22 protein-coding genes and 1 riboswitch are annotated in these 23,767 nt (G+C 71.3%); of the genes, 13 read left to right on the top strand and 9 right to left on the bottom strand.

Going from position 1 to position 23,767, the window contains the following annotated elements:
- The first annotated feature begins 172 nt into the window (after positions 1-172).
- Positions 173-311: riboswitch (cobalamin riboswitch) on the top strand.
- A 95-nt stretch (positions 312-406) separates the two neighbouring features.
- From ACFVU9_RS26815 to ACFVU9_RS26785, 7 genes are all read left to right on the top strand, one after another.
- Complete coding sequence (locus ACFVU9_RS26815) at positions 407-1,465, top strand: FecCD family ABC transporter permease (RefSeq protein WP_387597547.1); 1,059 nt, start codon at positions 407-409, stop codon at positions 1,463-1,465.
- A complete protein-coding gene (locus ACFVU9_RS26810; RefSeq protein ID WP_387597543.1) occupies positions 1,465-2,229 on the top strand; it encodes an ABC transporter ATP-binding protein in 765 nt (254 codons plus the stop codon). Before ACFVU9_RS26815 ends, ACFVU9_RS26810 begins: the two co-directional genes overlap by 1 nt.
- A gap of 38 nt (positions 2,230-2,267) precedes the next feature.
- A complete protein-coding gene (locus tag ACFVU9_RS26805; protein ID WP_387597540.1) occupies positions 2,268-3,263 on the top strand; it encodes an ABC transporter substrate-binding protein in 996 nt (331 codons plus the stop codon).
- 78 nt (positions 3,264-3,341) lie between these two features.
- On the top strand, positions 3,342-3,725 hold the full coding sequence (locus ACFVU9_RS26800) for a nuclear transport factor 2 family protein (protein ID WP_380438552.1): 384 nt from the start codon (positions 3,342-3,344) through the stop codon (positions 3,723-3,725).
- Between the two features lie 10 nt (positions 3,726-3,735).
- A complete protein-coding gene (locus ACFVU9_RS26795; protein WP_380505128.1) occupies positions 3,736-4,212 on the top strand; it encodes a GNAT family N-acetyltransferase in 477 nt (158 codons plus the stop codon).
- A gap of 185 nt (positions 4,213-4,397) precedes the next feature.
- Positions 4,398-4,808: an anti-sigma regulatory factor gene (locus ACFVU9_RS26790; protein WP_380438548.1), complete on the top strand. Its 411-nt coding sequence runs from the start codon at positions 4,398-4,400 to the stop codon at positions 4,806-4,808.
- Between the two features lie 166 nt (positions 4,809-4,974).
- Entirely contained in the window at positions 4,975-5,976 is a 1,002-nt protein-coding gene (locus tag ACFVU9_RS26785; protein WP_380496541.1) for an RNA polymerase sigma factor SigF, read from the top strand.
- Between the two features lie 49 nt (positions 5,977-6,025).
- Here ACFVU9_RS26785 and ACFVU9_RS26780 read toward each other — a convergent pair whose 3' ends face one another.
- Positions 6,026-6,469, bottom strand: a complete 444-nt coding sequence (locus ACFVU9_RS26780) for a hypothetical protein (RefSeq protein ID WP_380438544.1) — start codon at positions 6,467-6,469, stop codon at positions 6,026-6,028.
- Between the two features lie 50 nt (positions 6,470-6,519).
- On the opposite strand from ACFVU9_RS26780, the gene ACFVU9_RS26775 reads away from it, so the two are divergent.
- Together ACFVU9_RS26775 and ACFVU9_RS26770 are read left to right on the top strand one after the other, a co-directional pair.
- Positions 6,520-7,491, top strand: coding sequence for a diacylglycerol/lipid kinase family protein (locus tag ACFVU9_RS26775; RefSeq protein WP_380438542.1), 972 nt, complete (start codon positions 6,520-6,522; stop codon positions 7,489-7,491).
- A gap of 370 nt (positions 7,492-7,861) precedes the next feature.
- Complete coding sequence (locus ACFVU9_RS26770; RefSeq protein WP_014138019.1) at positions 7,862-8,113, top strand: WhiB family transcriptional regulator; 252 nt, start codon at positions 7,862-7,864, stop codon at positions 8,111-8,113.
- 443 nt (positions 8,114-8,556) lie between these two features.
- Here ACFVU9_RS26770 and ACFVU9_RS26765 read toward each other — a convergent pair whose 3' ends face one another.
- From ACFVU9_RS26765 to ACFVU9_RS26735, 7 genes are all read right to left on the bottom strand, one after another.
- Positions 8,557-10,077, bottom strand: a complete 1,521-nt coding sequence (locus ACFVU9_RS26765; RefSeq protein ID WP_387597534.1) for a sensor histidine kinase — start codon at positions 10,075-10,077, stop codon at positions 8,557-8,559.
- A gap of 442 nt (positions 10,078-10,519) precedes the next feature.
- Positions 10,520-11,578, bottom strand: coding sequence for an SIS domain-containing protein (locus tag ACFVU9_RS26760; protein ID WP_387597531.1), 1,059 nt, complete (start codon positions 11,576-11,578; stop codon positions 10,520-10,522).
- Positions 11,579-11,746: 168 nt separating this feature from the next.
- Positions 11,747-13,057 carry an extracellular solute-binding protein gene (locus ACFVU9_RS26755; protein ID WP_387597528.1) on the bottom strand — a complete coding sequence of 437 codons (1,311 nt, stop codon included), beginning with the start codon at positions 13,055-13,057 and terminating at the stop codon, positions 11,747-11,749.
- 446 nt (positions 13,058-13,503) lie between these two features.
- Positions 13,504-15,057: a glycoside hydrolase family 3 protein gene (locus ACFVU9_RS26750; protein WP_380438534.1), complete on the bottom strand. Its 1,554-nt coding sequence runs from the start codon at positions 15,055-15,057 to the stop codon at positions 13,504-13,506.
- Positions 15,058-15,063: 6 nt separating this feature from the next.
- Entirely contained in the window at positions 15,064-15,894 is an 831-nt protein-coding gene (locus ACFVU9_RS26745; RefSeq protein WP_380438532.1) for a carbohydrate ABC transporter permease, read from the bottom strand.
- Positions 15,891-16,853, bottom strand: a complete 963-nt coding sequence (locus ACFVU9_RS26740) for a carbohydrate ABC transporter permease (RefSeq protein WP_380438603.1) — start codon at positions 16,851-16,853, stop codon at positions 15,891-15,893. Before ACFVU9_RS26740 ends, ACFVU9_RS26745 begins: the two co-directional genes overlap by 4 nt.
- Positions 16,854-17,006: 153 nt before the next feature.
- Positions 17,007-18,287, bottom strand: coding sequence for an extracellular solute-binding protein (locus tag ACFVU9_RS26735; protein ID WP_380438530.1), 1,281 nt, complete (start codon positions 18,285-18,287; stop codon positions 17,007-17,009).
- A gap of 337 nt (positions 18,288-18,624) precedes the next feature.
- Here ACFVU9_RS26735 and ACFVU9_RS26730 point away from each other — a divergent pair, with 337 nt between their 5' ends.
- From ACFVU9_RS26730 to ACFVU9_RS26715, 4 genes are all read left to right on the top strand, one after another.
- Entirely contained in the window at positions 18,625-19,416 is a 792-nt protein-coding gene (locus tag ACFVU9_RS26730; RefSeq protein WP_380438528.1) for a GntR family transcriptional regulator, read from the top strand.
- A gap of 319 nt (positions 19,417-19,735) precedes the next feature.
- Complete coding sequence (locus tag ACFVU9_RS26725) at positions 19,736-20,011, top strand: DUF3311 domain-containing protein (RefSeq protein WP_380438526.1); 276 nt, start codon at positions 19,736-19,738, stop codon at positions 20,009-20,011.
- Complete coding sequence (mctP, locus tag ACFVU9_RS26720; RefSeq protein WP_380438524.1) at positions 20,008-21,624, top strand: monocarboxylate uptake permease MctP; 1,617 nt, start codon at positions 20,008-20,010, stop codon at positions 21,622-21,624. The genes ACFVU9_RS26725 and mctP overlap by 4 nt, the downstream gene beginning before the upstream one ends.
- 158 nt (positions 21,625-21,782) lie before the next feature.
- Complete coding sequence (locus ACFVU9_RS26715; protein WP_387597522.1) at positions 21,783-22,595, top strand: histidine phosphatase family protein; 813 nt, start codon at positions 21,783-21,785, stop codon at positions 22,593-22,595.
- A gap of 60 nt (positions 22,596-22,655) precedes the next feature.
- On the opposite strand, the gene ACFVU9_RS26710 is transcribed toward ACFVU9_RS26715, so the two are convergent.
- Positions 22,656-23,627 (bottom strand): helix-turn-helix domain-containing protein, encoded by a 972-nt coding sequence (locus ACFVU9_RS26710; RefSeq protein WP_380438521.1) that lies wholly within the window; start codon positions 23,625-23,627, stop codon positions 22,656-22,658.
- Between the last annotated feature and the right edge of the window lie 140 nt (positions 23,628-23,767).

Below are 23,767 nucleotides of genomic sequence, written 5' to 3'. Positions count from 1 at the left end.
CAACGCCTCGAAGAACCTCGCCTTCAAGCCCTCAAAATCCACGATCCCCGCAACTCCCTGAACTCAGGGTGTTGCGGGGATCGCTAGAGCCCGCCGACCACCGGGCGGGGGCTTTCGCGCGTCCGGGCCGTGCGTTCACGTCCGTTCATCTCCGTACACATACCTGTAAGGACTGCATTGCCGTATTGGCTGTTATGCTGCCAAGGCGTCCGAGGGAGAAGTCCGGTGTGAATCCGGCGCTGACCCGCAACGGTGAGCACGCCCCCGGGGCCGTGCCAGCCCGATCGCCCCCGGCCGCTGAACTCCCGACAACTCGCCGAGGACTGCGAGGGGATGGCGCCCGGGCCCGCACCCGGCCGGCGCCGGCCCCGGCACACCCACGGCCCGAGGCAAGGCGCCCGAACAGATCGTGAGAAGGCCACCGGACTCCCGCCGCATACCCGCCGTGCCCCTCGCCGTCGGCCTGGCCACCGCCCTGCTGCTCTCCCTCGTGTGCGGCGTGGCCCTCGGCTCCGCCGGACTCGGCTGGACGCGCGTCCTGCGGCTGCTCGGCGCCGGACTGACGGGCGGTCGGCTGGAGGCCGAGGAGGCCGCCGCGTACGCGATCGTCTGGGAGATCCGGCTGCCGCGCACCGTCCTGGCCGCCGTGGTCGGCGCCGGGCTCGCCGCCACCGGGGTCGCCGTGCAGGCCCTCGTGCGCAACGCCCTCGCCGACCCGTTCGTCCTCGGCGTCTCCTCCGGCGCCGCCGTCGGCGCCAACGCCGTCCTGCTGCTCGGCGCCTTCGCCTCGCTCGGCGTGTGGGCGATCTCCGCCTCCGCGTTCGGCTCCGCGCTGATCGCCATGGTGCTGGTGTACCTGGCCGCGCGCACCGCCTTCGGACTCACCCCACTGCGCCTCGTGCTCACCGGCACCGCCCTCTCGTACGGCTTCTCCGCGCTGACGGCGCTCATGGTCTTCGCCGCCGCCCGCGGCGAGGCCGCCCGCGACGCCATGATGTGGCTGCTCGGCAGCCTCGGCGGCGCGACCTGGGGCTCGGTGCCGATCGCCGCCGCCACCGTGCTGGCCGGACTCGCCCACCTCGCTTGCGCCGCGGGGCGGCTGGACGCGCTGGCCATGGGCGACGAGACCGCCGCCTCGCTCGGCGTCGACCCCGACCGGCTGCGCCGCGAGCTGTTCGTGGTGACCGCCGCCGTCACCGGCACGGTCGTCGCCGTCAGCGGGGCGATCGGCTTCGTCGGGCTGATGGTCCCGCACCTCGCGCGGATGCTGGTCGGCGCCGGGCACCGCCGGGTGCTGCTGGTCGCGCCGCTCGCCGGGGCGCTGCTGCTGGTCTGGGTGGACATCGTCTCGCGCACCCTGCTCGCCCCGGCCGAACTGCCCGTCGGGGTGGTCACCGCGGTGCTCGGGGTGCCCTGTTTCCTGCTGCTGATGCGCCGTCGCGGCCACGCGCTCGGAGGCCGCTGATGGACCTCGCCCTCGACTCCGTCTCGGTGGAGCTGGCCGGCACCCGGCTCGTCCACGACATCGCCCTGAAGGCCTCCGCCGGACAGGTGGTGGGGCTCGTCGGGCCCAACGGCAGCGGGAAGTCGACGCTGCTGCGCTGCGTCTACCGGGCCCTGCGGCCCGCCGCCGGGGCCGTCCTGGTGGGCGGCGACGACCTGCACGCGCTCGCCCCGCGCGAGGCCGCCCGACGGGTGGCCGCGCTGCCGCAGGAGCACTCCGCCGAGTTCGACTTCACGGTGGCCGAGGTGGTCGCCATGGGCCGGCTGCCGCACCGGCGGGGCTTCGGCGGACCGTCGGACGGCGACCTCGGGCGCTGCGCGGAGGCGCTGCGCCGGGTCGGCGCCGGGCACCTCGCCGAGCGCGGCTTCCTGGGCCTGTCGGGCGGCGAGAAGCAGCGCGTGCTGATCGCCCGCGCACTCGTCCAGGAGCCGCGCCTGCTGGTGCTGGACGAGCCCACCAACCACCTCGACATCGGGCACCGGCTGGAGGTCCTGGCGCTCGTCCGCGCGGCCGGGCCGACGGTGCTCACCGCGCTGCACGACCTCAACCTGGCGGCCGGGCACTGCGACCTGCTGTACGTCCTGCGGGCCGGGCGGATCGTCGACTCCGGGCCGCCCGCCGAGGTGCTCGAACCCGGCTTGCTGGCCGAGGTGTTCGGCGTCCGGGCCACCCCCGTGCGGCACCCGGGGACCGGGGCCGTCCACCTGCTCTTCGACCGGCTCTGACCGACCGTCACCCCTTTCATCGACCCCGAGGAACCCCCTTGCGCACCAAGGCCGTTGCCGTCACCGCCCTGCTCGCCCTGGGACTCACCGCCTGCGGCGCCGAGATCGCCCCGGGCGGCGGGGCCACCGACGCGTCCGCCCACTACCCGGTGACCGTCGACAACTGCGGCACGAAGCTCACCTTCCCGCAGAAGCCCGCCCGCACGGTCACCTACGACGTCGGCATCACCGAGCTGATGCTCTCCCTCGGCCTCGCCGACCGGATGGCCGGCTACGTGATGCCCGACGACAAGGGCCGGATCGACCAGGTGGCCTGGAAGGACGGCTACCAGCGGACCGCGTGGCTCTCCAAGGCGCAGATCACCAAGGAGATCGTGCTCGATGCCAAGGCCGACCTCGTCCTGGCCGGCTGGCACTACGGCTACGACGAGGGCCGCGGCTTCACCCCGGAGGCGCTCAAGGCCGTCGGCGTCGGCTCGTACGTGCTCACCGAGTCCTGCCGCAGCGGCAAGGGCACCGAGCGCGGTGTGATGGACCCGCTGGACGCGCTCTACACCGACCTGGCCAACCTCGGCGAGATCTTCGACGTCAAGGACCGGTCCGACAAGCTGATCGCCGACTTCAAGGCGCAGGTCGCCGCCGTCCCGCAGCCCGAGCGCCGGCCGTCCGTCTTCCTGTACGACAGCGGGCAGGACAAGCCGTACACCGCCGGGAAGTTCGCCGCGGCCGACGAGATCATCACGAAGGCCGGCGGGCGCAACGTGATGGGCGACGTCGCCGACTCCTGGATCACCACCGGGTGGGAGAGCGTCGTCCGGCGCGACCCCGAGGTGATCGTCATCAACAACTACGGCGACACCGGCGCGGACGCCAAGCGGGCGTTCCTGAAGTCCTTCCCGCCGCTGGCCGGGGTCTCCGCGATCAGGAACGACCGGATCTTCGTCCTGGACTACGCCGACCTCGTCGAGAGCCCGCGCAACCCGGCCGCGATCACCGCGCTCGCCGCGTACCTGCGCGGCGGGCAGGGCGGCTGACCGGCCCCGCCCCGGCCCCTCCGGCCGGGCGTACGCTCGGAGTACGAACCGACGGACCCCGACCGGAGGAGCGACATCATGACCGCCATGGCGGCGCCGACGGCCTTCGACCCCCGCGCCCTGCGCGAGGGCATCGAACGCAGCGACGCCGGGATCCTGCTCACGCTGTACGCCGAGGACGCGGAACTGCGCGTCGTCGACCACCGGACCCAGCCCAGCCACCCCCTGGTGATGCACGGGCGGGACGAGATCGGGGCCATGCTGAGCGACGTCTACGGGCGCGAGATGACCCACACGCTGGAACAGGTGGTCGTCCAGGGCGACCACGTCGCCTTCATGGAGTCCTGCCGCTACCCCGACGGCGTGCGGGTCCTGATGACCTCCATGGCCGACCTGCGGGACGGACGGATCGTCGACCAGACCTCCGTCCAGGCCTGGGACGAGACCGGTCCCGGCCAGTAGGCTCGGCCGCATGATCCGCACCGCCCTCCCCACCGACGTCCCCGTCATCCGCGCCATGATCCGCGAACTGGCGGAGTACGAGAAGGCCCCGCACGAGGCGGTGGCCACCGACGAACAGCTGCACGACGCGCTGTTCGGCCCCGCACCGGCGCTGTTCGGCCTGATCGCCGAGGACGACGCCACCGGCGAACCGGTGGGCTTCGCGGTCTGGTTCCTCAACTTCTCCACGTGGCGCGGCACCCACGGGATCTACCTGGAGGACCTGTACGTCCGCCCGGAGTCCCGCGGCGGCGGCCACGGCAAGGCGCTGCTGCTGGAGCTGGCCCGGATCGCGGTGGAGCGCGGCTACTCGCGGGTGGAGTGGTCGGTGCTCGACTGGAACGAGCCCTCGATCGACTTCTACAAGGCGCTCGGCGCGGTGGCGATGGACGAGTGGACCGTGTACCGGCTCACCGGCGACGCCCTCACCGCCGCCGGGAGCCGCTGAGAAAGCGCTGAGAATGCGCTGATCAGCTGCCCCGAACCCCTGCCACCCTGCGTCGCGATGCCTTACCATGAGTAACTCTCGCACCGGTATCGCGGCAGACCCCCCGGAGGGGGTACAAACGGGGTGCGAACAGGGGTACCACCAGAGGTACCAAGCAAGCACAGCGCGTCACCCAGGAGGCAAGGGTGTCCCAGATCGACAGCGATCTCGGAGTTCAGGACTTCGTGGAGGTCCGGCTGCCCGCGGCGGGGGCCTACCTCTCCGTGTTGCGCACCGCGACGGCCGGGCTGGCCGCCCGGCTCGACTTCACGCTGGACGAGATCGAGGACCTGCGGATCGCGGTGGACGAGGCCTGCGCCATCCTGCTCCAGCAGGCGGTGCCCGGTTCCGTCCTCTCCTGCGAGTTCCGCCTGGTCGGCGACTCGCTCAAGGTGACCGTCGCCGCACCGACCACCGACGGCAAGGCACCCGAGCGGGACACCTTCGCCTGGACGGTCCTCTCCGCCCTGGCCGGCGAGGTGGACTCCTCGGTGGGCGAGGACAAGACCGTCTCGATCAGCCTGCACAAGAAGCGCGGCGGTTCCGCCGCCCACTAGCCGGCCTCGCCGGCAGCGCCGCCGGCAGCACCGCGCGCAAGGGCCGTCGGCCGGCACCCCTACCCGGGGCCGGCCCGGCGGCGCCCGGTACCGCCCACCACGCGGTACGACCACAGAGACGAATCCGGGGCCGACGGCCCCGGTGCTCCCGGAACGGAACGGGGGAATGGCCGTGAGTGATCTGGACCGTACCGGCCTCGCGACGGCGGGCCCTGCCGTACCGACCCAGGCGAGCGTTCCCGGCCTCGCCGCCAACGACGAAGCGCACCCGAAGGACGCCCACCGGATGAGCCAGCCGACCGAGCCGACGTCTGAGCCGACGCCCGCCTCCCCGACCCCGCCCGAGCCGGCGGCGGACGGGGCCGCGGACCTGCACGGCGCCGTGCCCGCCCAGGGCTCGCACCGCACCGGGGCGCCCGACCGGGAGGCCGCCCGGGCGCTGTTCGTGCGGCTGTCCGCGCTGCCCGAGGGCTCCCCGGAGCGCGTCGAGCTGCGCAACCAGCTGGTGCGCATGCACATCCCGCTGGTCGAACACCTGGCCCGGCGCTTCCGCAACCGCGGCGAGCCGCTGGACGACCTGACCCAGGTCGCCACCATCGGGCTGATCAAGTCGGTGGACCGCTTCGACCACGAGCGCGGGGTCGAGTTCTCGACCTACGCGACGCCGACCATCGTCGGCGAGATCAAGCGCCACTTCCGCGACAAGGGCTGGGCGGTCCGGGTACCGCGCCGGCTCCAGGAGCTGCGGCTGTCGCTCACCACGGCGACCAGCGAGCTCTCCCAGCGGCACGGCCGCTCCCCCACGGTGCACGAACTGGCCGAGCACCTGGGCATCTCGGAGGAGGACGTCCTGGAGGGCCTGGAGTCCGCCAACGCGTACTCCACGCTGTCGCTGGACGTCCCGGACAGCGACGACGAGTCGCCGGCCGTGGCGGACACCCTGGGCGCCACCGACGAGGCCCTGGAGGGCGTCGAGTACCGCGAGTCGCTCAAGCCGCTGCTCGCCCAACTGCCGCCCAGGGAACAGAAGATCCTGGTGCTGCGGTTCTTCCGCAACATGACCCAGTCGCAGATCGCCGCCGAGGTGGGGATCTCCCAGATGCACGTGTCCCGGCTGCTGGCCCGCACGCTGGCCCAGCTCCGGGAGAAGCTCCTGGTCGAGGAGTAGAACGGCCGGCCGCTCGGCGAGCGGCCGGCCGTCCGGCGGTCCTGCGCGCTCAGCCCTCGTGCTCGGCGTACAGGACCGCCGTCGTCTTCGGGCTCAGCAGCGCGACGATGCCCGCGAGCCCGAGCAGGCCGACCAGCACGCCGACGCCGATCATCGCGCCGCCGCTCTTCACCATGTAGTAGGCGACCGGCAGGCAGATCGAGTTGGTCAGCACCGCCGGACTGCGGCCCCAGCGGCGCCCCTTGAGCAGGGCCAGGGCCGCCAGCACCGGCAGCACGCCGAGCAGCACGATGACCGCGCCGCCGAACTCGTTCAGGGCGAGCTGCTTGGCCTGGCCGGACAGCGCGGACACCATGTCCGAGACGCCGACGACGGCCAGCGCGGCGCCCTCCAGGGCGGTGATGGCGGCACCGGCGGTCAGGGCGACCGGGCGGGCCCGGCCGGCCGCGGGCGCGGACGCCGGGGGTACGGGGGCGGAGGATTCTGCGGTCACTCCAGCAGGGTAGCCGCCGGTTGGTCCGTACCGACCCGTAGGCTTTCCCCATGCGCGCTCTCCTGGTCGTGAACCAAAAGGCCACCACCACCAGTGGCCGCACCAGGGACGTACTGATCCACGCCCTGCGCAGCGACCTCAAGCTGGAGGTGGCGGAGACCGCCTACCGCGGCCACGCGCGCGACCTGGCCCGCGAGGCCGCGGAGGACGGCACGGTCGACCTGGTGGTGGCACTGGGCGGCGACGGAACCGTCAACGAGGTGGTGAACGGGCTGCTGTCGCACGGCCCGGGCGAGAAGGTCCCGCGACTGGCCGTGGTGCCGGGCGGTTCGACCAACGTGTTCGCCCGCGCGCTGGGCCTGCCCAACGATCCGGTGGAGGCCACCGGGGCGCTGCTGAACGCGCTGGAGCACGGGCGCGAGCGCCCGATCGGCCTGGGCAAGGCGATGACCGGCGGACTGCCGGACCGCTGGTTCACCTTCACCGCCGGCCTCGGCTTCGACGCCGGGGTGGTCGGCCGGGTCGAGGAGCAGCGCAGGGCCGGGCGCAAGTCCACCCACGCCCTCTACATCGGCCAGGCGGTCCGGCACTACATCACCCAGCGTGAGCAGCGCCGTTCCGGCCCGGTGGCCCTTCGCCTGCCGGGCCACGAGGCCGTTCCGGGCCTGGTGCTGGCGATAGTCAGCAACACGTCGCCGTGGACGTTCCTGGGCAACCGCCCGGTCTACCCCTCGCCGCTCGCCTCCTTCGACACGGATCTCGACGTCTTCGGCATCACCCGGATGACCGCGTTCGGTACTGCTCGAACGGTCCGTCAGATCCTGCGGTCGTACGCGCCTTCGAGCGACGGCGCCCCGTCGGCCGGGCCCTCCGGGAAGCACGTCGTCTCCTATCACGACGTCAGACACTTCACCTTGGTTTCAGAGGAACCAGTGCCGTTTCAGGTCGACGGGGACCATCTTGGAGACAGGAGTCGCGTCAGTTTCACAGGCGTACGGCGGGCACTGCGTGTGATTGTGTGACCGGAAGTGGGGTTCGCCCTTCTTCTCGAACGCACAAGCCCCCTTCACTCCATAGAAGTACTGGCTGTGAGCTAGGCGACACCGAAGAATCAAAAATTCCTCCCCGAAGGGGGTTGTATCCGAGCCCGAGGTTTGCGAACCTCTACATGGCGATCGGGACACATCGCAGCGACGGCAACCTCAGCACCTGACGGAGGCCGACCGCGGGGCGTCCCTCGAATCGCCGAATCCCTCCCCAGCACAGACCACCCGGGCCCGGCGGGCCTTTGGTCTCTTTTGCTGTTGCGGGATTCGTGAAAGCGTTCACATTCACAAGCCATCGATTATGCCGATCAGGGCCACCCCCGTCGGCAGGAGGAGTTGGACGACCATGGACTGGCGCCACCGCGCTGTCTGCCGCGAAGAGGACCCGGAGCTGTTCTTCCCGATCGGGAACACCGGTCCTGCTCTGCTGCAGATCGAGGAAGCCAAGGCCGTGTGCCGCCGCTGTCCGGTCATGGAGCAGTGTCTGCAGTGGGCTCTTGAGACCGGCCAGGACGCCGGCGTCTGGGGCGGCATGAGCGAGGACGAGCGTCGCGCGATGAAGCGTCGTGCCGCCCGCAACCGCGCCCGCACCGCCTGATCACACGCCGTAGTACCAGCAGTGACCGCAGTACCGATCAACACATGATCAAAGGCTTCCCTGCAGTTCCTGGTGAAGCCTTCCGCACAAAGGACCTTGCTCGGCAAAGTCCTGCGACACCGGTCCGTCCAGCCACTTGATACTGTTCACTTAGAGCAATATTGTGGAGCTGAGGCGCTCACCGTGTGCAACGCACCGAGCGGTGTCGCATCACCCAGAGCCCCCGTTCCGGCCGACTCCCCCCGACGGCCGGAACGGGTTGAGAGGCCCTGTCGACCCACCCCCCCCCGGTCGACAGGGCCTCGTTTCTGTTTCCGCGCCCGGTTGCCGGCTGCCACCGGGGCGCGCGGAGTGCGCACCCGGCGCTTCGGCCGGGCGCACGCCCCGACGCGCACCACAACGCATCGACCCATCGGGTCGGCGGATCGGGTCGGCGGATCGGGTCAGCGCACCGGGATCTCCAGGATCACCTTGGTGCCGCCGTTCGGCCCGGCCACCATGTCGAACGTGCCGCCCAGCTCGCCGGTGGCGAGCGTGCGCACGATCTGCAGGCCGAGGTTGCCCGCCGTCTGGGGGTCGAAGCCCTCGGGCACGCCCCGGCCGTCGTCCTGCACGGTGATCAGCAGGTACTCCTCCGGCCGGGCGCCGCCGTTCCAGCTGTCCGACCAGCCCATGCCGGTGGCCGGAGCCCGGCCGCGCAGCGCGCTGACCTCCAGGTGGCCGGAGGCGCTCGGACCGAAGGCGTGCTCCAGCGCGTTCTGCAGCAGTTCGGTCAGCACCATCGACAGCGGGGTGGCCACCTCGGCGGACAGGATGCCGAAGCTGCCGGTGCGGCGGGTCTCCACCCGGCCGTCCTGGGACAGCTCCATCACCATCGCGAGCACCCGGTCGGCGATCTCGTCGAAGGCCACCTGCTCGTCGAGCGCCTGGGAGAGCGTCTCGTGCACGATCGCGATCGAGCCGACCCGGCGCACCGCCTCGTCCAGCGCGGCCCGGCCGGCCTCCGACTCCATCCGGCGCGACTGCAGCCGCAGCAGGGCCGCGACGGTCTGCAGGTTGTTCTTCACCCGGTGGTGGATCTCCCGGATGGTCGCGTCCTTGGTCATCAGCTCGCGGTCGCGGCGCCGCAGTTCGGTGACGTCCCGGCAGAGCACGAGCGAACCGGTCAGCGTCCCCTTGGGCTTGAGCGGGATCGCCCGCAGGGTCACCACTCCCCCCTGCACCTCGATCTCGGTCTGCCGCGGCGCCCACCCGCTCGCCAGCTTCACCAGCGCCTCGTGCACGGCCGCGCGCGACGGCGGGACGAGGTCGGCGGTGGCGCGGCCGAGGTGGCTGCCGACCAGGTCGGTGGTGAGGCCGAGGCGGTGGTAGGCCGAGAGCGCGTTGGGGCTCGCGTAGGTGACGATGCCGTCCGCGTCGAGGCGGATCAGGCCGTCGCCGACGCGCGGGGCGGCGTCCATGTCGACCTGCTCGATGCCCGGGTACGGGAAGCTGCCGGCGGCGATCATCTGGGCGAGGTCGGAGGCGCTCTGCAGGTAGGTGAGCTCCAGCCGGCTGGGGGTGCGGACGGTCAGCAGGTTGGTGTTGCGGGCGATCACGCCGAGGACCTTGCCCTCGCGCCGCACCGGGATGGACTCGACCCGGACGGGCACCTCCTCGCGCCACTCCGGGTCGCCCTCGCGCACGATCCGGCCCTCGTCGAACGCGGCGTCCAGCAGCGGGCGGCGGCCCCGCGGGACGAGGTGGCCGACCATGTCGTCCTGGTAGGAGGTCGGGCCGGTGTTGGGCCGCATCTGGGCCACCGAGACGTACCGGATGCCGTCCCAGGTGGGGATCCACAGCACGAGGTCGGCGAAGGAGAGGTCCGACAGCAGCTGCCACTCCGAGACCAGGTTGTGGAGCCAGTCCACGTCGGCTCCGGTCAGGGTGGTGTGGCGACGGACGAGTTCGTTCAGCGAGGGCACATGGCGAGGGTATCGCCGCCGGTCGGGCGGGGGCGCGGCGGACCGGGGAGTGGACCGGCCGGCCCCGCGCCGACCCCGCGCCGACCCCGGGGAGTTGTTTAGACCAATGTGCCGAGCGGCCTGGACAACCGAGATTGGTCTAGTCCACAATGGAAGGGCACCAAGGAGAGGCCCACCGCGCAACTGCCCTGACCGCGCGCGGCCGCTCCTCGGTCGGACGCCACCGAGCGAGGACCCCGCACAGTTCTCGGTCGACTCCGGTGCCCGACGACAGCTCCGGGCTGCGGTGCCGCATGGGTTGAGGGTCCCGTGTCGGCGCCGTGGCCCGTAGTGCTTTCCGGGTGCGGTGCCCCCGGGAACCCCGACCATGTCCCGCCGCTCAAAGAACCGGCCCCCCGTCCACAGGCTGTGGACGGGGGGCCGGTTCTGCTGTCGCCGGGCGTCAGTGCGTCTCGGTGACCTTGGCCAGCGCGCGCGGGGCGTCCGGGTCCTGGCCGCGGGCGATGGTGACCTCGTAGGCCAGCAGCTGCAGCGGCAGGATCTCCAGGATCGGCTGCACCTCCTCGGGCACGCCGGCCGGCAGCGCGAAGCCCGCCGAGGCGGCGTCCACCTGCGCCTGCTGGCCGACGACGACCAGGTCCGCGCCGCGGCCGCGCAGGCGGTCCAGCACCGGCTGCAGGGCCTCGCCGCCCTTGCCGTCCGGGACGATCGCGATGACCGGCGAGACGTTGTCCACCATGGCCAGCGGGCCGTGCAGGAGGTCGGCGCCGGAGAACGGGGAGGCCGGGATGTAGGTGGTCTCCATGAGCTTCAGCGCCGCCTCGCGGGCGGTCGGGTAGCCGTAGCCGCGCGAGGTGATGACCAGGCGCTGGGCGAAGCGGTAGCGCTCGGCCAGGGCCTTCACCTCGGCCTGGCGGGCCAGGACGCCGGCGGCCAGCGCCGGCAGCTCCTTGGCGGCCGAGCCGTCGCCCCCGCGCAGGCCCTCGACCAGCAGGTACAGCGCCAGCAGCTCGGCGGTGTAGGTCTTGGTCGCGGGCAGCGCCTTCTCCGGGCCGGCCAGCACGTCGATGTGGAACTCGGAGACCTCGGCCAGCGGCGAGGCGGCGTTGTTGGTGACGGCGAGCGTGATCGCGCCGGCCTCGCGGGCGGCCTTGGTGGAGGCCACCAGGTCCGGCGAGCCGCCGGACTGGCTGACCGTGATCACCAGGCAGTCGGTGAGGTCCGGCGTGGCGCCGTAGGCGGTGGTGGTGGACATCGAGGTCAGGCCGGCCGGCTTGCCGAGCAGGATCTCGATCAGGTACTTGGCGTACAGCGCCGCGTTGTCGGACGTGCCGCGCGCGGTCAGCAGGACGAAGCGCGGGTTGCGGACGGCGATCTCGGCCGCGACCTCGCGGATCTTCGGGGCGCCCTCGTCGAGGATGCGCTGGAGGACGGCCGGCTGCTCGGCCATCTCCGCCGCCATGATCCGGCCGGGGACGGAAACAGTCTGCGTGTCGGACATCTGGATGTGCCTCCGATGAGTGGTTCGACCCCGCTCGGGCCTGACTGCCCGGCGGGGACCTCTACGGCGGCGAGTCCGCACACTCGCTGCGGTGATTCCTGCCGCAATCCTACGGGGGCGGCGGCCCGCCTGCTCGCCCCGGTCCCGGGCCGGCGGGCCGCCGACGCCTCAGGACGGGTTGTTGATCAGCTGGTCGATCGCCGCGTCGGCGTCCTTGGTGGCCTGGTCCACCGACTTGCCCTTGAGGATCGCGGTCAGCATGTCCGGGATGATCTTCTGCTTCTCGACCGCGCCCCAGCCGGGGGCCAGCGGGGTGAACCAGGCGTCCGGCACCGCGTTGGCCGCGGCGGCGGTGTTGGGCCGGCTCTTGAGCGGGTTCAGCTGGGTGAGGTTGTTCGGCAGGATGTCCTTGTCGGCGAGCGCCTGCTGCGACTTGGTGCCGGTGAACATCCGGATCCAGTCGGCGGCCAGCGCGACCTGCGGGGACTTCGCGGTCACGGCGAGGTCCGAGCCGCCGATGAAGGTGGGCAGCGGCTTGCCGTCCGGGCCGGGCATGGTGGCCACCTTGACGGCGTCCTTGAGGGTCGGGTCGCCGGTGCCCGGCGCGATGACGCTGGCCGCCTCGTAGCCGTTGCCGTAGAACGCCGCGGTGCGCCCGCGGGCCATCGACTCGTACTGGTTCTGCTCGTTGGCCGCGAGGTCGCCCTTGTTGTACTTGCGGACCAGGTCGGCGAAGTGGGCGATGCCCTGCTGGGACTTGGCGTCGTGCAGGGTGCCGTGCCAGTTGCCCGAGCTGTCGAACTTGGCGATGCTGCCGCCGGCCGCGGCCACGTAGCTCATCGCCGCGTACCAGTACGGGCCCGGCAGGTAGAGCGGGGAGTAGTTCCGGTCCGCCTTGTTCTTGTCGGCGATCCTGTCGAGCGCGGCCGTCAGGTCGGTCTCGGTCTTCGGGAAGTCGGCGCTGCCGGTGGCCTGCTGGAAGGCGGTCGCGTTGTAGACGGCGACCCGGGCGCCGGCGTAGTAGGGCACGCACCAGAGCTTGTCCTGGTAGGTGCAGGTGTTGGCGAGCGCCTTGATCCAGCTGTCGGAGTTGTCGAAGCTGGTCCGGTCGACCGGGGACAGCGCGCCGGACAGCACGTACTTCATCGTCTCGGTGTTGCCGAGTTCGACCACGTCGGGTGCGGTGCCGTCGGCGATCGCCTTGTCGAGCTTGCCGACCTTGTCCGCCCAGCCCTGGTAGGCGAGCCGCAGGGTGACCTTCGGGTACTTCGCCGCGAAGTCGTCGTTGACCCGCTGCACCAGGTCGGGCCAGTTCTTCTGGGCGTCGTCCATCAGCCAGACGGTGACGGTGCCGGTCGCGTTCTTCGGGTCGGCGGCGGAGCTGCCGGCGTCCCCCGCCGGTCCGCCGGCCGAGGAACAGGCCGTCAGGCCGACCGCCAGGGCCGTGATCCCGAACGTCGACACGAGCTGACGCTTCATTACGCCATCCTCCGAGGGTGCTAGAGCCGTTGGTGCCCGCCGGCAGCGTGATGGCGCCCGCAGCGGAGGGTCCGGGCAGGGGCGTAGAGCTTCGGGGAGGGCCGATACCACGTCCGGCGAGGTCGAATCTCGAACCGGATGGAGTGGACTCTGGCCTAGACCAATGGTGGTGTCAACGGCCAAATGCCTTTCCCGCCACGGCCGTTGCAGAGCTGTTGTACCGCGAAGCATTCCCGTGGCGATCAGTCGCGCCCTCGTCACCCTAAGTAGAACTTAAGCTGGATTTAAGGCTTTCTTGAGGGAACACGGTCATGTGCGCGCCGTCGCCGGTCGGCGCCGGGAAGACACGTCGCCGAGAAACGGAGCGGGCCCGCCATGCGGCATGCGCATGACGGGCCCGTCGGCCGACGTCCCCCCGGCCCGGCCGGTGACGTCCCCGCGAAGGTTCAGCCGATCGCTCCCGGCTGGCCGGTGAGCACCTCGACGGCGGCCAGCCCGCAGACCCGGGCGGCGCCGTGGGTGGCGATGTGCAGCGCGCCGACCGGCTCGGACTGGGGCAGGCCCATCTCGACCACGGCGGCGTCCGGACGGGCCGCCACGAGGCGGCCGAGCACGGCCGACATCCAGGCGTGCCGGTGCGCGTCGCGCACCACCAGCACCATGCGGCGGCCCTCCGCGCCGGCCACCAGCTCGGCGACCAGCGCGTCCAGCAGCTCCGGAGCGGCCTCGGCCGCCGACACCTCGCGGGTGCGGGTGCCGGGGAAGCGGTCCGCCAGCATGCCGGCCACGCCCCACGGGGTGACGTCGCCGACGGCGATGTTCGGCTCGTCCGAGAACGAGGCGACGAACGGGCGCTCGGTCACCGGCCGTGCCTCGCGGCCCGGCGCCCGCACCACCCGCAGCGCCCGGCGGGCGGCCCGCAGGCCCACCGCCAGGTCCGGCTCCGGCCGCTCGCCCTGGGCCGAGATCCGGCCCCAGCTGCCGAGCGCCCGCACCCGGGCGGCCGCGTCCGCGAGCCGCTCCTCGGCGAGGCGCCCGGCCCGCACGCCCGCCACGATGGCGTCGCGCAGCATCAGCACGGTCTCCTCGTCGGCGAGGCCGCCGCCGACGCAGATCGCGTCCGCGCCGGCCGCCAGGGCCAGCACCGTGCCCTCGCCCATGCCGAAGGTGTCGGCGATGGCGCCCATCTCGATCGCGTCGCTGACGATCAGGCCCTGGTAGCCGAGGCCGCCGTCGGCCGGGGCCGCGCGGAGCAGGTCGCGCAGGACGGTCGGGCTGAGCGTGGCCGGCAGCTTCGGGTCCAGCGCCGGGATCATGATGTGGGCCGTCATGACGGCCTTCGTGCCGGCCGCGATGGCCGCCTGGAACGGGATCAGGTCCCGGGCCCGCAGCACGTCCAGGTCGACGTCGATGACCGGCAGGCCGTGGTGCGAGTCGACGGCGGTGTCGCCGTGGCCGGGGAAGTGCTTGGAGCAGGCGGCCACGCCGGCCGACTGCAGGCCCTCCACCCAGGCGGCGGTGTGCCGGGCGCACAGCTCCGGGTCGGCGCCGAAGGAGCGCACACCGATGACCGGGTTGCGCGGGTTGGAGTTGACGTCCGCGGTGGGCGCCCAGTTGTAGTTGACGCCGGCCGCGGCCAGCGCCCGGCCGAGCTCCCGGGCGACGTCCCGGGTCAGCGCCGGGTCGTCGATCGCGCCGAGGGCGAGGTTGCCGGGCCAGGACGAGCCGGAGCCCGCCTCCAGCCGGGTGACGTCCCCGCTCTCCTCGTCGATGGCGATCAGGAGGTCGGGGTTCTCCGCCCGCAGCGCCCGGGTGAGGGCGGACAGCTGGTCGAGGTCGACCACGTTGCGGTCGAACAGGGCGACCGAGCCGAGCCCGGCGGCGAGGTGACGGCGCAGCCACTCCGGCGGCTCGGTGCCGACGAAGCCGGGCTGCAGGACGGTCAGCGCGTCGCGGTGCAGCTGGTCGCTGTCGGCGACGGTGGGGACGAGGATGCTCACGGTTTCTCAGCCCTTCACTGCGCCGTCGGTCAGACCGCTGACCGCCTTGCGCTGCAGGAAGACGAACAGGATGAGGATGGGCAGCGCGAAGAGGGTGGACGCGGCCATCGTGGCGCCCCAGTCGGTGCCGGAGTTGGTCTGGAACGAGGAGAGCCACAGCGGCAGGGTCTGCGCCTGGACCTGCTTGCTCAGGATGTTGACCAGCGGGAACTCGTTCCAGGCGGTGATGAAGCCGAACAGCGAGGTCGACATCAGGCCGGGGGCGAGCAGCGGGAAGATCACCTTCACGAAGGCCTGGGTGCGGGTGCAGCCGTCCACCATGGCCGACTCCTCCAGCTCCTTCGGCACGGCGGCGATGAATCCGCGCAGCGTCCAGATCGTGAAGGGCAGGACCATCATCATGTAGAAGGCGGTCAGCGGCACCAGGTTGTTGAGCAGGTCGCTGTCGCGGACGATCAGGTAGGCCGCGATGATCATGACCTCCCAGGGCGCCATCTGCGCGGCCATGACGACCAGCACGAAGCCCTTGCGGCCGCGGAACCTCATCCGCGCGATCGCGAACGCGGCCAGGGTGGCGATCAGCAGCGAGCCGACCACGGCGCCGGCCGTGACGATCAGGCTGTTGGTGACGTACGTCCAGAAGTGGTCGACGTGCACCGCGCGGTCGAAGTGGGCCAGCGTCCCGTCGAGCGGGAGGAAGACCGGGTCCCGGCTGACGATGTCCTTGTCCTGCTTGAAGGACGTCGAGAACATCCAGTAGACGGGGAAAAGGAAGAAGACCAACAGGACCGACGCGACGGCGTTCGGCCAGGTGCGTCCGATGAGCGAGCGCCTCACAGCTCGTCCTCCTGCTTCAGGATGATGCGGAAGTAGTAGGCCATCAGCAGGCTCAGCATCAGGATGGTCAGGACCGCGATCGCGGATCCGACGCCGAAGCGCTGGGCGCCGAAGCCCTCCAGGAAGGCGTGGACCGGCAGGGTCCGGGTGAGTCCGTCCGGGCCGCCCTTGTTGATCAGGTAGACCTGGGTGAAGGACTTGAAGACCCAGATGACCTCGAGGAAGGTCGTGGCCAGGAAGAACGGCTTCAGGATCGGGAAGATCACCGAGCCGAAGACCTTGAAGGAGCCGGCGCCGTCCATCCGGGCGGCCTCGTAGAGCTCCTTGGGGATCGTGGTCAGGCCCGCGTAGGTGTTGAAGGCCACGAACGGGATCGACTGCCAGACGATCAGCAGGATGACCACGAAGAAGGTCGAGTACTCGCCGCTGGTCCAGCTGAAGTCGGCCATCGAGTGCCAGCCGAGCTTGTCCAGGAACCAGTTGACGACGCCGTAGTGCTGGTCGAACAGCCAGGTGTAGACGGTGGTCGCGGCGACGATCGGCATCGCCCAGGCCAGCAGCAGCGCGACGGACAGCGCGAGGCGCATCCGCTTGCCGAGCCGGTCGAGCAGCAGGCCGATCAGCGAGCCGAACACCATGATGAGGACGACGTTGACCGCGGTGAAGACCACCGTGCGCAGCGTGATCGTCCAGAACTCGGAACTGCCGAGCTGCTCGGTGTAGTTGGCGAAGCCGTTCCACTCGGTCAGGTGCTGGATGAACTGCCGCTTGTTGAGGTTCTGGAACGACACCACCGCGATCTTGAGCAGTGGCCATCCCAGCAGGAAGACGGTCGCCGCGATGGCCGGCAGCAGCAGGAGGTACGGCGCGCTCCGGGCACCCAGGCTCGGCCCGTCCGCCGGTCTGCGGCCCTTCTTCGGGGTGCGCTCGGCACCGGAAGTGGCGATCTCGTCTGTCATTGCCACCGCGGTCTTCCCTGGTTCCGGGGACTGTGTCTGCACCCGCTGCGAATGCACAGCCATCGTTCTCTCTTCCTGACAACCCGTCACGACGGACAGGCGCCGCCCACCGGCCCCCCGCCGGGAGCCGGTGAGCGACGCCGCTCGACTGCCTTACTGCTTCTGGTTGAGACGCTTGGCGATCTCGTCGTCGGCCTTCTTGGCGGCGGCGGCGTAGTCGCCGGTGAGCGCCGCGGTCAGGAAGTCCTTGATCGGGTTCGGCTCGTTCTCGACGTTGCTCCAGGTCGGCACGTTCGGGGTGGTCGCACCGTTGGCCGAGGCCGGCAGGGCGGCCTTGGCGAAGTCGCCGACGACCTGGCTGTTGAGCGAGGTCTTGTTCGGGATGAGGCCGGCGCCGGCCATCAGGCCCTCGTTCTTGTCGCTCATGGCGATCTTGAGGAAGCCCTTGGCGAGCTCGGGGTTCTTGGTCTGCTGGGCGATGGCCAGGTTCGAGCCGCCGAGGAAGACGCTGGAGGGCTTGTCCGCGGTCTTGCCGGGCAGCGGGAAGTAGCCGATCTTGTCGGCGGCCAGCTCCTCGGGCTTCGGGATCTCCCAGCCGAGGCCGATGATGGTGCCGATGTTGCCCTTGGCGAAGACGTCCTTCTGCTGCGGGGTGGCCTCGTCCTTGTCCTTCGGGGCGGTGGCCGAGTAGCTCTGCAGCTTCTTGTAGGTCTCGAAGGCCTTCTGCGCCTCGGGGGACGACAGGCCGCCGGCCCACTTGTCGCCGTCCTTCTTGGCGAACTTGCCGCCCTCGCTGGTCAGCAGGCCGAAGTAGGCGTACCACTCCTGGCCGGGCATGTAGAGCGGGTCGGTGACGCCCTGGACGGTCTTGACCTTGTCCAGGTCGGCGTAGAACTCGTCGAGGGTCTTCGGCGCGGTGGTGATGCCGGCCTTGCCCCAGATGTCCTTGTTGTAGGTCACCACGCGGTTGGTGAAGTACCACGGGGCGGCGTACTGCTTGCCGTCCAGGATCGAGGACTCGTTCAGGTTGGCGGCCCAGTCGGCGCCGCCGACGTTGGCCTTGTCCTTGGTGATGTCCAGCAGACCGCCGGTGGCCGCGTAGCCCGCCGTCTGGGTGTTGCCGATCTCCAGGACGTCGACCGAGCCCTCGGAGAGCGCGGCGGTGACCTTCTGGCCGATGCCGTTCCACTTCTGGGTCTGGATGTCGAGCTTGGCGCCCGGGTAGGCGGCGGTGAAGTCGGCCTTGACGCTGTCCTCCCAGCCCTTCGGGGCGGAGCCGTCCATCAGCCACACGGTGAGGGTCTTGCCGTCGAAGTTCTTGGCCGCCGAGGACGAACCGCTCTTGCTGTCGTCACTCTTGCCGTCCGAGCCGCAGGCCGCGAGACCCACGACCATTGCCGCGACGCCGACCGCCGCGATGAGCTGACGCTTCACGCCATCCTCCTGAGGGATGCCTGGATTGCCCCCGTCGGGTGGCAGCGGCTTACCCACGCATAGCGGGAGGAAAGGTGCCGCGGACCCCTTCGAACGGGTGGGGGGATTCGTAGTCACCGGTCTAGTGGTGTAGACCAGATGCCTGGAGCTTGGCCTAGACCAATGGGCCTGTCAACGGCTGTTCGACCGATCAGGACCACCCGTTATCAAGCCGACACCGCACATCGTTCATCGCGTGATGAGGTATTCGTTCCGTAGCCATACATGCAACGATGTGACCCGTTAACGATGTGGCGGGGCCGGTGAAGGCCCCGCGAGAAGCGGGAGAACAGGTCCGATGAGCAGCGACGGGGGAACCAGCGCCCAGGTCAACGACCCCGAGGTGAAGAACCTCGCCGCGCAGGCCGGCACCGACCCGACCGCGCGCGTGCCCAAGTACTACGGCCTCAAGCGCCACCTGCTCCAGCTCACCGAGACCCAGCCCGCGGGCACCCCGGTCCCGCCGGAGCGCGCCCTCGCCGCCCAGTTCGACACCTCCCGCACGACCGTCCGCCAGGCCCTCCAGGAGCTGGTCGTCGAGGGCCGGCTGGAGCGCATCCAGGGCAAGGGCACCTTCGTCGCCAAGCCCAAGGTCGCCCAGGCCCTCCAGCTCACCTCCTACACCGAGGACATGCGGGCCCAGGGCCTGGAGCCCACCTCGCGGCTGATCGAGATCGGCTACATCACCGCCGACGACCGGCTCGCCCCGCTGCTGGACATCAAGCCCGGCGGGCGCGTGCTGCGCATCGAGCGCCTGCGGCTGGCCAACGGCGACCCGATGGCCATCGAGGTCGCCCACCTGTCCGCCAAGCGCTTCCCGGCCCTGCGGCGCAACCTCGCCAAGCACAACTCCCTGTACGCGGCCCTGCGCGAGGTGTACGGCGTCACCGTCGCCGAGGCCGAGGAGACCATCGAGACCACCCTCGCCAACCCGCGCGAGGCCGGCCTGCTCGGCTCGGACCTCGGCCTGCCGATGCTCCAGCTCTCCCGGCACTCCTTCGACGGCGACGGGAACCCGGTCGAGTGGGTGCGCTCGATCTACCGCGGCGACCGCTACAAGTTCATCACCCGCCTGAAGCGCCCCGAATAGACCGCTCCTCCGCTCCCGAATTCCGGGCACCGGCGCACGCGCCGGTGCCCGTTTCGTCTTTACCGGCGCCCATCCGCGAACGCGCGCCGGGTGGGGGTGCCCGCACGGCGTCCGGATAGCGGGAAGTTCTGTCATTCCCAGTGACATGGATCACTCCATGGTCTAGATTGCGCAGCCGTACTGACAGCCGATCACCGATGGTGCTGCTCGGCGGGTCCCGGGGGTGCGCACGGCGTCCCGGGGGCTGCGGCGCCGACGGGGTGGACCCTGCGGAGCGGAGCCGAAGATGCCGTCTGATCCCGATGTCACCGAACATGTCATGCCCGAGCCACCGGGAGCACCGCTCCCGGTGGTGACGCCCGAGCGGGTGCTGGCCGGGCTCGCCCTGCTCGTGCCGATCGTGGCGATGCTCTGGGTGTCCTCCTACGACAAGACCGGCCCGGCGGTGGGCGGGATGCCGTTCTTCTACTGGTACCAGCTGCTCTGGGTGCCGGTGTCGGCCGTGTTCACCGTCGCCGCGTACCTGCTGATCAACCGCGACGAGAAGGCCCGCGCAACCGCCCGCCGGGCCGCGAAGGCGGGTGGCGCGCGATGAAGGACGTCAACGTCCCGGCCCTGACCGTGTTCGTGCTGTTCTTCCTCCTGGTCACCGTGATGGGCTTCCTGGCCTCGCGCTGGCGCCGGGCGGACAACGCGCAGCACCTGGAGGAGTGGGGCCTCGGCGGCCGCAGCTTCGGCACCTGGGTCACCTGGTTCCTGCTCGGCGGCGACCTCTACACCGCTTACACCTTCGTGGCCGTCCCCGCGGCGGTGTACGCCACCGGCGCGGCGGGCTTCTTCGCGGTGCCGTACACGATCGTCGCCTACCCGCTGGTGTTCCTCTTCCTGCCGCGGCTGTGGTCGGTCTCCCGGGTGCACGGGTACGTCACCCCGGCCGACTTCGTGCGCGGGCGGTACGGCTCGCGGCCGCTGTCGCTGGTCGTCGCGCTGACCGGGATCCTCGCCACCATGCCGTACATCGCGCTCCAACTGGTCGGCATCCAGGCCGTGCTGGACGTGCTGGGCGTCGGCGGCGGCGCGAACGCGAACTGGTTCGTCAAGGACCTGCCGCTGTTCATCGCCTTCGGCGTGCTCGCGGCCTACACCTACTCCTCCGGGCTGCGGGCGCCGGCCCTGATCGCGTTCGTCAAGGACGCACTGGTCTACATCGTGATCATCGTCGCGGTGATCTACATCCCGATCCGGCTCGGCGGGTACGGCCACATCTTCGAGGCGGCGCACCAGAAGTTCAGCGCGCCGAAGGCGGCCGGGTCGCTGACCGTCCCCGGCGACAAGCAGTGGACGTACGCGACGCTCGCGCTCGGCTCGGCGATGGCGCTGTTCATGTACCCGCACTCGGTGACCGGCGTGCTGGCCTCCAAGTCCCGCAACACGGTGCGCCGGAACATGGCGATCATGCCGGCGTACTCGCTGATGCTGGGCCTGCTCGCGCTGCTCGGCTTCATGGCGATCGCGGCCAACGTCAGCAAGGGCGACAAGAAGTTCAACGCCCAGCTGTCGGTGCCGCAGCTGTTCGCGGACATGTTCCCGGACTGGTTCACCGGCGTCGCCTTCGCGGCGATCGGCATCGGCGCGCTGGTGCCGGCCGCGATCATGTCGATCGCGGCGGCGAACCTCTTCACCCGCAACGTCTACAAGGAGTGGCTGAAGCCCTCCGCCACCGCGGCCGACGAGACCCGGGTGGCGAAGCTGGTCTCGCTGCTGGTCAAGGTCGGCGCGCTGGTCTTCGTGCTCGGCATGGACAAGCAGGCCGCGATCAACCTCCAGCTGCTGGGCGGCCTGTGGATCCTGCAGACCTTCGTCGCGATCGTCGGCGGCCTGTTCACCCGCTGGTTCCACCACTGGGCGCTGTTCGCCGGGTGGGCGGCCGGCATGGCCTACGGCACCTGGGAGGCGTACGGGATCGCCAGCCCGGCCACCAAGCACTTCGGCGGCAACGCGGCCGAGATCCCCGGGATCGGGCAGTACGGCTACATCGGCCTGACCGCCTTCGTGCTCAACCTGGTCGTCGCCGTGGCCCTCACCCTGGTGCTGCGGGCCGTCCGGGCGCCCTACGGCCCGGACGAGACGAGGCCGGCCGACTACAGCGCCGAGACCGGCGGCGACGACGAGCCGGAGAACGCGCCGGAGCCCGTAGCGGCGCACTGATTCGCCGCGTGCGCGCCCTGTGATCGCGCCGTCTTCTCCGTGAACACTGGGAGAAGGCGGCGCGATCATATGTATGAGCGGGCGCGCACGCCGGGCACCACCAGACCGGACCGGACACCACCGGCCGGCACCTGATCGACCACGGGGAGCTCGCGGCAATGGCAGAACTCGGCACCACCCTCAACGGTCAACACCAGTCCACCCGTCCGTCCGTCGCCACGCACGGCCAAGCCTCGAACGGCCAGCCCGCGAACGGCCAGCCGCCCGCGGTGCGGCTGCCGTCCGTGCTGATCGCGACCCGGCACGGCGAGTCCACCGCCAACGTCGAGTTCCAGCTGGCCGAGGCGGCCGGCGCGCTCAGCGTGCCGATCAGCTGCCGGGACGCCGACATCCCGCTGTCGCTGCACGGGCAGCAGCAGGCGCAGGCGCTCGGCCGCTGGTGGGCCGCGCTGCCCAGCGCCGACCGCCCGCGCAGCGTCTGGTGCTCGCCGTACGTGCGCACCGCCGAGACCGCCCGGATCGCGCTCGCCCAGGCCGCCGGACTCGGCGCCGTCCCGGTCACGCTCGCGGTGCGCCACGACGAGCGGCTGCGCGACCGCGAGCTCGGCGTCCTGGAGATGCTGCCGAAGGCCGCCATCGAGGCGAAGTACCCGGAGGAGGCGGCCCGGCGGCGCAAGATGGGCGAGCTGTACTACCGCCCGCCCGGCGGCGAGTCCTGGGCGGACGTCGCGCTGCGGGTGCGCAGCCTGCTGCGGGACGTGTGCGAGGAGGAGGCCGGTCGGCCGGTCCTGCTGGTGGCGCACGACTGCACCGTGCTGATGCTGCGGTACGCGCTGGACCGGCTCACGGAGGAGCGGCTGATGACGCTCGGGCCGGTGCACAACTGTTCCACCAGCCTGTGGCGGGCCCGGGACGGGCGGCTGCGGCCGTCGCACTGGAACGAGACCGGGCACCTGACGGTGCCGGACTGACGGTGCCGGACCGACGGCGACGGACCGACGGTGAGGGCCCGGCGGCGAGGGACCGGCGCGTCACTCCGGCCGGACCCCGGCGACGGCCGGCCCGGCGAAGCAGCGCCGGTAGGCCAGCGGCGTGGTCCCGAGTCGGCGCCCGAAGTGGTGGCGCAGGGCCGCCGCGTTGCCGAAGCCGCAGCGGGCGGCGATCGCGTCCACCGATTCGGTGGTGGACTCCAGCAGCCGCTGGGCGAGCAGCACCCGCTGCCCGGTGAGCCAGCGGTGCGGGGTGGTCCCGGTCTCCTGCTGGAAGCGGCGGGCGAAGGTGCGCGGCGACATGTGGACCCGGGCGGCCAGCTGCTCGACGGTGGACTCCCGGTCCAGGTGGTGGCGCATCCAGTCGAGCAGCGGGGCCAGGGAGTCGCCGTCGCCCTCGGGCAGCGGGCGGTTCACGAACTGCGCCTGCCCGCCCTCCCGGTGCGGGGCCACCACCATCCGGCGGGCGATCGCCCGGGCCACCTCGGCGCCCTGCAGCCTGCGCACCAGGTGCAGGCAGGCGTCGATGCCGGCGGCCGTCCCGGCCGAGGTGATCACCGGGTCGTCGTCGACGTAGAGGACGTCCGGCTCGACCCGGGTCTTCGGGAAGCGCTCGGCGAGCTCCTCGGTGTGCCGCCAGTGGGTGGTGGCGCAGCGGTCGTCCAGCAGTCCGGCCGCGCCGAGCACGAAGGCACCGCTGCAGATGGAGAGCACCCGGCCACCGCCGGCGACCGTCGCCCGCAGCGCCTCCAGCAGCGGTTCCGGGTAGCGCGGACGGATCGCGGAGGCGGTGACGATCACCAGGTCGGCGCCGGCCAGCCGCTCCGGGCCGTGCGGGACGTCCATCGAGAAGCCCGCGTGGGTGCGGTGCGGGCCCGGACGGGCGCCGGCCAGCGCGAAGTCGTACCCGGGCAGGCCGTCGGCGGTGCGGTCCAGGCCGAACACCTCGCAGGCGACGCCGAGCTCGAAGGGGTGGATGTCCTCCAGCACGACCGCGACCACGTTCCTGAGCATGCGGATCAGCATGCCCGGCGGACCTCGGCCGACGGAAGAGCCGCGTGGCAGGAATTCGAGGCAAACGGTCGTTCCTGCCACTCGTGGGCACCCGCACGGTCCGGCCAGGGTGGAGCCATGGACTCCGAAACGATCGCGAG

It is taken from the genome of Kitasatospora sp. NPDC057936, from assembly GCF_042887525.1.
In the GTDB taxonomy this organism is placed as follows: Bacteria; Actinomycetota; Actinomycetes; order Streptomycetales; family Streptomycetaceae; genus Kitasatospora.
The sequence above is the reverse complement of the archived record's forward strand: the minus strand, read 5'-3'. Positions and strand labels throughout refer to the sequence as shown.